The sequence below is a fragment of the Salinicola sp. genome (assembly GCF_982684285.1).
On sequence record NZ_CEXLVS010000041.1, the window covers coordinates 1 to 8,943 of the forward strand.

Annotated in this window: 12 protein-coding genes; all 12 read left to right on the forward strand. The window is 59.3% G+C overall.

Translation table 11 applies throughout. The features are described 5' to 3' along the window. The coding region (locus AC3AYF_RS05560) for a DUF3158 family protein (RefSeq protein ID WP_487779498.1) at window positions 1-425 on the forward strand (425 nt) is incomplete at its 5' end. A gap of 109 nt (window positions 426-534) precedes the next feature. After that, window positions 535-1,017 (forward strand): single-stranded DNA-binding protein, encoded by a 483-nt coding sequence (locus tag AC3AYF_RS05565; RefSeq protein WP_295040324.1) that lies wholly within the window; start codon window positions 535-537, stop codon window positions 1,015-1,017. 82 nt (window positions 1,018-1,099) lie between these two features. After that, window positions 1,100-1,645 (forward strand): hypothetical protein, encoded by a 546-nt coding sequence (locus AC3AYF_RS05570; protein WP_295040322.1) that lies wholly within the window; start codon window positions 1,100-1,102, stop codon window positions 1,643-1,645. Between the two features lie 6 nt (window positions 1,646-1,651). Further along, window positions 1,652-1,858, forward strand: a complete 207-nt coding sequence (locus tag AC3AYF_RS05575; RefSeq protein ID WP_295040320.1) for a hypothetical protein — start codon at window positions 1,652-1,654, stop codon at window positions 1,856-1,858. Then, a complete protein-coding gene (locus AC3AYF_RS05580; protein WP_295040318.1) occupies window positions 1,845-2,264 on the forward strand; it encodes a hypothetical protein in 420 nt (139 codons plus the stop codon). Before AC3AYF_RS05575 ends, AC3AYF_RS05580 begins: the two co-directional genes overlap by 14 nt. Before the next feature lie 70 nt (window positions 2,265-2,334). After that, window positions 2,335-4,365: a DNA topoisomerase III gene (locus AC3AYF_RS05585; RefSeq protein ID WP_487779499.1), complete on the forward strand. Its 2,031-nt coding sequence runs from the start codon at window positions 2,335-2,337 to the stop codon at window positions 4,363-4,365. Further along, window positions 4,362-5,126: a hypothetical protein gene (locus AC3AYF_RS05590; protein WP_295040315.1), complete on the forward strand. Its 765-nt coding sequence runs from the start codon at window positions 4,362-4,364 to the stop codon at window positions 5,124-5,126. The genes AC3AYF_RS05585 and AC3AYF_RS05590 overlap by 4 nt, the downstream gene beginning before the upstream one ends. 54 nt (window positions 5,127-5,180) lie before the next feature. Then, complete coding sequence (locus AC3AYF_RS05595; protein WP_295040313.1) at window positions 5,181-5,558, forward strand: hypothetical protein; 378 nt, start codon at window positions 5,181-5,183, stop codon at window positions 5,556-5,558. A 792-nt stretch (window positions 5,559-6,350) separates the two neighbouring features. Then, complete coding sequence (locus tag AC3AYF_RS05600; protein WP_295035874.1) at window positions 6,351-6,887, forward strand: STY4534 family ICE replication protein; 537 nt, start codon at window positions 6,351-6,353, stop codon at window positions 6,885-6,887. Window positions 6,888-7,015: 128 nt separating this feature from the next. Continuing rightward, the gene (locus AC3AYF_RS05605; RefSeq protein ID WP_487779500.1) at window positions 7,016-7,246 is read left to right on the forward strand and encodes a hypothetical protein; all 231 of its coding nucleotides are present in this window, start codon (window positions 7,016-7,018) and stop codon (window positions 7,244-7,246) included. Continuing rightward, window positions 7,243-7,371, forward strand: a complete 129-nt coding sequence (locus AC3AYF_RS05610; RefSeq protein ID WP_268249114.1) for a hypothetical protein — start codon at window positions 7,243-7,245, stop codon at window positions 7,369-7,371. The genes AC3AYF_RS05605 and AC3AYF_RS05610 overlap by 4 nt, the downstream gene beginning before the upstream one ends. A gap of 399 nt (window positions 7,372-7,770) precedes the next feature. Continuing rightward, a complete protein-coding gene (locus AC3AYF_RS05615; RefSeq protein ID WP_295035873.1) occupies window positions 7,771-8,691 on the forward strand; it encodes a LysR family transcriptional regulator in 921 nt (306 codons plus the stop codon). Window positions 8,692-8,943: the final 252 nt, after the last annotated feature.

Here is an 8,943-nt window from a genome sequence, read left to right on the forward strand (position 1 = left end):
AGGACTTTGCACTGAATCAGTACGCAAAGGGCCTTTTAAAACCCTTTAAGGGTAAAGGGGAGATTCTTCGATTTAGAGACGAACTCGACGAAGAGTGTCGAGGGATGTGGCAAGAGGCAGCTGACTTTGCCAACCGCTACAACCGAACGGTGGTTCAAGTGGGTCTGTGGTTGAAACCTCACAATCACAGCGGTGGACGTGTTCGCGCGGTCCAGTGGCGCGATAAAGCCCAGACCCAAATGGGGCGACGGCTTTTGGAGGCCGTATTGGTCAATGGCGTCGCTTCGATCGGCATGAAGCGCAAGCTCGTGGAAATTGAAACCGAACGCGCGATCTTCAACGCCAAAATCGCGGCGGCCACACGCCAGGTCGATCGCCTGAATCGCCTGCTTAACGATCTCGATGAAGTCGAGGCCATGGTCTGACCCACCCAAGGACGGGAATGGTGCGACGCCGGCCTTAACGTTTACCGCTGACGACCTTTGCCGCTCGCCGCCACTGTAGTCGGGCATCCATTCGATTCAGGAGGTTCATATGAGCACGCATTTCATGGGCGAGGGGAACATCGGTTCCGATCCGGAAGTAAAGATGTTCTCCCCCAACGGCAATCAGCCACCGCGTGGTGTCATGCGCCTGAACGTCCGCTTCGACAATCCGGTGCCGACCGATACCGGCAATGTCGACAAGGGCGGGTTCTGGGCGAACGTCGAGATCTGGCATCGCGATGTCGAGCAGTGGGCTCGCTTGTATCAGAAGGGCATGCGGGTCATGGTCTCGGGTCGCATGGTGCTGGATGAGTGGCAGGACAATGAAGGCAACAGCCGGTCGCAGTTCAAGGTGCAGGCCGTTCGCATCGGTATCCTGCCGTTCCGCGTCACCCAGGTTGTGCTCGAGCCCGCTCAGGGACAGCAGACACCTCGTCAGTCGACTTCGCAACAGGGGGCGTATTCCAAGTCCGCTGGGCCAGAGGGCGAATGGGACAATCCGGTGAATACGGGGTCGGACGGTCTGGGGTGAGCGGATCTACGGGCATCAGGAGCGGTTCAACATGAGACCAACAAGGAGTAGTGGGATGAGGCATTGGGTGGTGGCAGTGGGGATGGTGGCGTTGGCCGGATGCGCGGCGCAGGATCACTATTACTCGAACGGTGTTTGTGTCACCTGTTTCGACAATCCGGTCACGGGTGAACCGCTGAACTACGATCCCAGCGAGACGCCGCAGAAGGTGGCGACCAATGCCGAGGGGCAGACGGTCGACGCCAAGAGTCTGGGCAGTCAGAGCGGCTCCATCGATATTGATTCCCGCGTCGATGTCGATACCGCTTATGCCCGGATCAAGTCGGCGATGGGATTCCGCTCGCCTAACGACTTCGAGAGCCCCGAGAGCACGACGGCCAAAATGCAGATGGGCGATGTGGCCTGGAAGCATTCGACGACGCCTGGTGCCTACTACGATCTCGGCGATTACGGTCGGCAGACGCTTGGTGGAACACGATATTCGATTCTGCAGCGGGTTCAGATCGAGAAGAGCGGCGCGGGCTCGCGCATCCACTACAGCTGGGCACCGGCTGACAAGCGAACCCTGTATGACGGGGATGCCATGGAGTCTGCGCTGACACAGCGCCTGAACGCTGCTCTGGACTGATCGCTCATGCCCAACTTCTTCACCATCAAGGATGGTTGGAGTCTGGACGAACAGCTGGGCAACATGCTGCGGGAACTCGACGACACGCAAGAGACCGGCCGGGTCGTCGAGTTTCGTCTTCAGCTCAAGGCATTGATGCGAGAGTACAGAATCAGCGACGAGACGGTCGTCGAGTGGATCGACCAGGGGGTACTCAAGAATGAAAGAGACTGAGGCAGCGGTCTATCAGCGGTTCTTCATTCGCCCCCTCCCAGGACGTCGCCCGCGGATCGAATCGGACATTCAGGCTGTCATCGATCACGCGGTCGATTGCCGTTTGGCTCCCGACGGCACGTTGCTCAAGCCGACGATTCTCAAGCCCGGTCAGGGGCATTACCTCATCCCGATGCGCTGGCTCAGCGGTGAGATCATTACGATCGATGATGCTTCCACGGCGCAATGGTTCTGGCTCGATGCTGACATCCCATTCAATGGCCCGTTGGCTCGGCGATTGGCTCTGACACTGACACGGCACCCCGAGGTGGCCTGCGTAGCCGAGGACAACACGCGCGGTGCCGCCCATGGCAACGCGGAGGCCTGGATCATCGACGACGCCCATTACCTGCTCCAGCACGATTAACATTCCCCGCTGATTCCCCTGATCCAGCCCGTCACGCTGAGGCCATATCCATTCTGTGAGGCCCGGTGTCATGTCCCGTTTGTTTCTCTGCGAAAAACCCTCCCAGGCGCGTGATATTGGCGCGGTTCTGGGGGCGACCCGTAAAGCCGATGGTTGTCTCCAGGGCGATGGCGTCGTCGTCACTTGGGCCTTCGGTCATCTCCTCGAGCAGGCACCTCCAGAAGCCTACGATCCCGAGCTGAAGCGTTGGTCATTGGAGTCGCTGCCGATCCGTCCGGCGCAGTGGAAGAACACGGTGCGCAAGGATGCCAGTAAGCAGTTCAAGGTGATCCAGGGACTGCTGAAGCAGTGCAGCGAAGTGGTGGTGTCCACCGATGCCGACCGGGAGGGCGAAACTATCGGTCGCGAGATTCTCGACGCCTGCCGCTATCAGGGGCGCGTCTCTCGCCTCTGGCTGTCCGCGCTCGACCAGGCATCCATTCGCAAGGCGCTGGCCAACATCCGTCCGGGAGAGTCGACGTATCCGCTGTACCAGGCGGGACTGGGCCGTTCCCGGGCGGACTGGCTGGTTGGGATGAATCTGACCCGAGCGTTCTCGGTGCTGGCTCAGCAGCAGGGTCACCAGGGCGTCCTGTCGGTCGGCCGGGTGCAAACGCCCACGCTGGCCTTGGTCGTCCGGCGCGACCAGGAGATCGCGAACTTCGTTCCCAAGCCGTTCTGGGAAGTGGTGGCAACCTTGCAAGCGCAGGGCGGTTCGTTCCAGGCAAAGTGGCTGCCGGCCAACGCCGACTGGCTCGACGAGGAGGGGCGATGCGTCAATCCTGAAGCGGCGCGAGCGGTCGCATCCCGATGCCAGGGCGCGGCGGCGACCGTCGCGGCCATCGAGACGTCACGGAAAAAAGAGTCGGCGCCGTTGGTGATGGATCTCGGCACGCGGCAGCAGGAGTGCTCGAAGCGATACGGCTTCGGTGCCCAGCAGGTACTCGACATCGCCCAGTCCCTCTATGAGACCCACAAGGCGACGAGCTACCCGCGTACCGACTGCCGCTATCTGCCGACATCGATGCTGTTCGAGGTCGGGGCCGTCGTGACGGCGCTCCTGCATTCGGATGAGAAGCTCTCCCCGGTGATCGGTCGACTGGACCAGACGCTCAAGAGTCGCGTCTGGAACGACAGCAAGATCACGGCTCACCACGGCATCATTCCCACCACGGCGCCTTGCCGTATCGATCGGATGAGCGACGAGGAGTTCCGGGTTTACGATCTCATCCGTCGGCACTATCTGGCGCAGTTCCTGCCGGCGCACGAGTACGATCAGACCGATGCGAGGCTGGATCTCGCCGGCGAGACGTTCGTGGCCTCGGGCCGACAGGTACAGGTCGAGGGTTGGAAGGTGCTCTTCCCCCGAGGGAAGGGCAAAGGGCAGGAAAGTGACGACGAGGAGCAGGAGGCTGTAGGCGCGCAGGCGCTCCCGCCTCTCCGTCAGGGGGAGAGCTGTTCGGTACAGGATCTACTGGTGAGGGATCGTCAGACCCAACCGCCGAAGCCCTTTACCGAGGGTGCGCTGATCTCGGCGATGAAGAACGCGGCCCGGTTCGTCACAGATGAGCGGCTACGAGCGCGACTGCGCGAGAGTGCCGGCATCGGTACCGAAGCGACACGCGCCGGCATCATCGAGACGCTGCTCAGGCGAGGCTTCATCCGGAAAAAAGGGCGCACGATCGTCTCGACACCGGTTGGCCAGGGTCTCATCGCGGCATTGCCACCTCAAATCAGCAACCCGGGGATGACAGCCCTATGGGAGCAGGCGCTGGATCAGGTCGCCGAGGGGGCGATGACGCTGGAGGATTTCATGGAGCGTCAAAGCACATTGCTCGACAAGCTCATCGGTATCGCGCTTCAGCGTCCCCAACTGAATCTCCCCGAAGCACCGAGCGAGACCTGTCCCAAGTGCCAGGCGAAGATGCGCAAGCGCAAGAGTAGCAATGGCCCCTTCTGGTCCTGCTCCCGTTATCCCGACTGCGATGGAACCAAGCCGATCGGGAAGGCGAAGCCACGCCGCAAATCGAAGCCTAGGACAGCTCAAGGAGGACAGGGGTGATGCATCACGATGAGTGGGAGTCCAACTGCACCGAGTATCTGGCCGGAACCGGCGAGGAGCCGGGTGCTTTCGACAAGGAAATGACCGAGACAGAAATCGCGTGGGTAGTCGATCAACGGCTGCGCGCTCAATCCTGGGAGACCTATCCCGAGGTGGTACTGGAGACCTTCGCGGGCCGTCCCGATCTCATCGCGACGCGCCGGGGAATCTGCCAGGTCTTCGAGTGCAAGCGCACGTTGACGCTGGGTGTGATCGAACAGGCGAGCCGGTGGCGAACACACTCGCGGCCGGAGCAGGCGGGCATGCCTCATCTGATCTGGGTCGCCTGCAAACGGCCTCAATATCGATCCAACAATCTGCTGTGGTGGCTGCTGCGACAGTTCGATATCGGGCTCATGTCGATCGAGAAGCAGCCCGCCGTGGAGATCCGCTACGGTGGAGAGGTCGAGATTTCCCCGCAGCGCTACAGCATCACTCGGCGTATCGCGCCACGCATTCAACCGGGCGCGCGCCGATCGGCACATCGGTTGATCGACCAGCTCAATCCCGACATGCGTATCGCTCAGCCGGGAGCGAAAGGGGGAGAGACCGAGTACATGACGCCGTTCAAACGGACCATGGTCCATGGTGGACGAATTTCTGTCATCGGAGCCGGACAAGGAGCGCCATATCGAGCAGATCATCGACTACATGAACGAGAAGGGTGGCCATCATTACGGCACCGATCGCAGCGCCCGGGGAGCGATACCTCCGCATCTTGATCGACTGGGGTATCCACGCACACGAGAGTGGGGCTGCTGGTACAGGAGCAAGGCATGAATGTGATTGACACATTACTGCGTCGATTTGGTCTGGTGAGGGTCAGCTATTTGTATGACCAGCTGAATTTTGCCCGCTCTGTTGGAAAACGTTTGGATGAACATCGTGAAACTGTAGAAGCCATTGAACAGAAAACGGACTTATTTGACGACTTCTGGCATATCAATCACTTGGCAACACAAGATGACTATTTGATGCGGCTATTCCATCTCGTGCATGGATGTTGGCCAGATGAAGCCCATGGAGGTCTACGAAAAACTGGATCGTTTGTGCGGTTGAGGCCTTCGATATTGGGGTCGAGCCAGTTGCCGGAGTATCCGCACCGGCAGGAAGGGGGCCCGACTCCTCCTTGCGATAACGGTGGGACTCATTGATAATTGCCGGTGTACCCCGTTGCCAACTGACGGTCATCAGTTGGTCCCTTTGGACTCTCCTTGGGTCCGAACCCAAAGCGCTATCACCTGGCGAAAGAGCGCACCCCCTCGCAGGCTCCGCTTGCACTACATTGGCGTGTATGCGGGTTCCAGGTTCCCTATATTTCAGGTCGACCGGTCGTCGACCATTTCTTCAAGCCCATTTCGACCGGCCAGCCAGGCATCTCGTCACAGGTGCCTCGCTGGCCGGTTGGACTTGTCTTTACCGTGGCGGCGCCCACCGCCTGACCCCTGGGCTCCCTTTGTGCGGGGATCCGCGCACAACCGTATCGGTCCATCGCCATGATTCGGGACCGGATGCAGCGGCAATCGTCACCATGACTACGAGGGGCATGGCCGATGGCCGGCATAATGGCTGATTCATACTTGCTACCCGAGCCGGTATCGGTAGCCGACTGGACGCGCAGTGCTGGTCCTCAATCCCAAGGCGAGGCGGCGAGAATTCGCTGCCCCGGCTTGCGATTGACGATCGAGATTTGGGGTTGACGCAGGGAAGAAGTGGCGTAATCCTGTCGATGTAAGCCGCTGGTCACTGACGGTCATCAGTGATGCCTTTTGCCTTCGGGCAATTCCCGAAGCCGTTAACGCATCCCGAAAGACGGCGCTCATCTGAGCTGGATGCCACTTCCGAATACTCGGCCTCGCGCCGAACCACCCATCCGGGGGAACACTTTCCCCGATGGGGATGGTGTGTCTCCTGGATTCCTGTGCCTCGATCCAAGGAGTAACACCATGTCCAACTCGACCGATAACCAGTTCTTCGATCTCCATATCACTGGCGTTGGCTACGTCAATCGGATCCGCAAGATCACGCCCAAGCGTGGTGATGCCTTCTGGGCTTGCGACATATCCGCGTTGAATGGCCCTGCCAATGATGTCGAGTATCGCCGTTTCGACTGCCGCGTCAGTGGGGCCGAAGCGGAGAAACTGGTCAAGAAATTCGCCGCAACCGTGGCCGATCGCAAGGAGAAAGGGGCCAACGAGCCCAAGATCCTGATCGGCTTCAAACTCGGCGATCTCTATCCCGATCTGTTCACGCGGACCAGGGGCGATCGCGCTGGTGAAACAGCCGTGAGCCTCAAGGCGCGTCTACTGTTCGTCAATTGGGCCAAAGTTGACGGCGACAAGGTTTATGAAGCGCCACGGCGTGACGAAACCGCGTCGACCCCCACCAGTGCCCAGGCTGGCGAAACAGCGTCGCAGGGAACCGATGCGCCTGCCCAACCTGTTGTCAGCGGATCGGTCGGCGCCGCCGAAGCGGTCATCTGATTCCACCTCACTTACCTCACTGATCGGGAAGCTCGCTTCCCGTCAGTGACGGTTTTCATTCCACCCGCCCGGGGATTCACTCCCCGATCGGGCGGTGTATCTCGGCGCGATATTCTGGAGATACGCCTATGAAGCAGAAAAACCCCGCGCTAGGCCTTGCCATCGCCGAGGCAATCGAGCGCATCGCCTCAACCATCGTAGCGGCCTGCATACTTGGCGGTGTCATTGCCCACCAGATTCAACTCGCCTATGCGGTGTTGGGTGGGGGTATTGCCACTGTCGTGGTATTGGTCGCTGTCGTATTGAGGGTTAGAATCAATCAAACCATTGACGCAGCCAAGGAGGCTGATGGCCAATGAACGATGAATTCCTGCGGTTTGCAGCCGTAATGGCTCCGTTCCTGATTCTCTCGATCGGTGGTCTGGGCTACGCTTGGCTGGTACTCAAGGATTTGCAAAAACGCCAGAAGCATCGGCATCACTGATGCGAGCTGATGCCTGATGGATTCTGCGACTCTGCTGCTTGGCACGATTTTTGTCGTTCTGACCGTTGCGATGACGATTGCCGGCGGTTATGCCTACTTCGTACATCGCAAGTTGGAAGCGCGACGAAAACGCTGATTCAGACAGATCTTTACACGTCATGACAGCCTCCTCCGGGAGGCTGTTTTCGTTTCGGCAGGATAAATCACTTGGTAGGGAGTTCACCGAAGGGGGGGCATGGCACCGCTCTCGATCAATATTGTCTATTCCGATTGATATGTTGGATGCCGACATGCAAAAGTGGGATGTGTTACGTAAGTGTTGTAAACCTGTTTTGATGCTTATGATGTTGTGAGAGTGTGATTATAATTGCATACAACGCAATGCTCATGAGTTTTGAGATGAAACATCCCGACTTGAACCTGTTGCTCGCCTTGGACGCTCTGTTGGAGGAGGGCAGCGTGGCGGGGGCGGCCCGCCGCATGCATCTGAGCCCGCCTGCGATGAGCCGGACTTTGGGCCGTATCCGAGAAACCCTGGGTGATCCGATATTCGTACAGGCCGGCCGCAAGCTCGTCCCCACGCCGAGGGCCATGGCTTTGCGTGAGCAGGTACGGGCAGCAGTGGAGCAGGCGTCAGCGGTGCTGGCACCGACAGCCGAGGTCGAACTGAAGACACTCGAGCGATGCTTCAATGTGCGTGCGACGGATGAATTTCTAAGCATTCATCTGGGGCGTTTGCTGGATGCGATGGCCACGGACATGCCGCTTGCCATGCTGCGTCTGTCTCCGGAAGAGGACGACCTGGACGATGAGGCGCTGCGTAGTGGTCGCATCGATCTGTTTGTCAGCGCTTCCCGTAAGCTTGGACCCGAGATCCGCGTGCAGCCTCTATTCACCACGACTTTCGTCGGCGTGGCGCGCGAGAATCATCCGGTTTTCGATGCTGACATCACCCTAGAGCAGTTCGTCCGTTGGGAACATGTTGGCGTTTCCCGACGGGGTAAATCCCACGGCCCGATCGACGCCGCGCTGGAGAAGCATGGCTTGAAACGGCGTGTCTCTCTCGTTGTCTACTCGCCCTATGTGGCACTGTTTGCGTTACAGGACGCCAACCTGATTTTGCCACTGCCCAGGCATCTCGCCAGCAGTGCTCTTGCCGCCGGGCTTCGCATTCGGTTGTTCGATTTGCCGATGGCGTTGGAAACCGCGCCACTTACTCAGGCCTGGCATCCCAGGCTTCAGAACGACCCTGCTCATCAGTGGTTAAGGCGCACGATCTATGACTTGTGCAACGCAGAGGCGTCGTTGCCCGTGACATGAAGCAGTACCTGCCTCAATCGATGCGTCTGATGCACTCATCGGTTTCGATAAAGTCACTACTCGGCATTCAAGACTCTCATTATCGTAATACGACTCATTACCAAAAAGTGGGTCGATCATGTGTTCCGCGCCAGTCAATCCGACGCCTCCGGTTACTCCTGCCCAACCCTATGCCGGGCTGATTCGCTGTCTTTCCTGCTGTGACCTGACTACACCTCGCGCGACCTATGTCCTCCGCTCGGTTCTGGCCGC

What these genes read in the sequence shown, in the direction of transcription:
- AC3AYF_RS05565 (WP_295040324.1), top strand. Translation starts at nt 535, where the DNA reads ATGAGCACGCATTTCATGGGCGAGGGGAACATCGGTTCCGATCCGGAA.
- AC3AYF_RS05570 (WP_295040322.1), top strand. Translation starts at nt 1,100, where the DNA reads ATGGTGGCGTTGGCCGGATGCGCGGCGCAGGATCACTATTACTCGAAC.
- AC3AYF_RS05575 (WP_295040320.1), top strand. Translation starts at nt 1,652, where the DNA reads ATGCCCAACTTCTTCACCATCAAGGATGGTTGGAGTCTGGACGAACAG.
- AC3AYF_RS05580 (WP_295040318.1), top strand. Translation starts at nt 1,845, where the DNA reads ATGAAAGAGACTGAGGCAGCGGTCTATCAGCGGTTCTTCATTCGCCCC.
- AC3AYF_RS05585 (WP_487779499.1), top strand. Translation starts at nt 2,335, where the DNA reads ATGTCCCGTTTGTTTCTCTGCGAAAAACCCTCCCAGGCGCGTGATATT.
- AC3AYF_RS05595 (WP_295040313.1), top strand. Translation starts at nt 5,181, where the DNA reads ATGAATGTGATTGACACATTACTGCGTCGATTTGGTCTGGTGAGGGTC.
- AC3AYF_RS05600 (WP_295035874.1), top strand. Translation starts at nt 6,351, where the DNA reads ATGTCCAACTCGACCGATAACCAGTTCTTCGATCTCCATATCACTGGC.
- AC3AYF_RS05605 (WP_487779500.1), top strand. Translation starts at nt 7,016, where the DNA reads ATGAAGCAGAAAAACCCCGCGCTAGGCCTTGCCATCGCCGAGGCAATC.
- AC3AYF_RS05610 (WP_268249114.1), top strand. Translation starts at nt 7,243, where the DNA reads ATGAACGATGAATTCCTGCGGTTTGCAGCCGTAATGGCTCCGTTCCTG.
- AC3AYF_RS05615 (WP_295035873.1), top strand. Translation starts at nt 7,771, where the DNA reads ATGAAACATCCCGACTTGAACCTGTTGCTCGCCTTGGACGCTCTGTTG.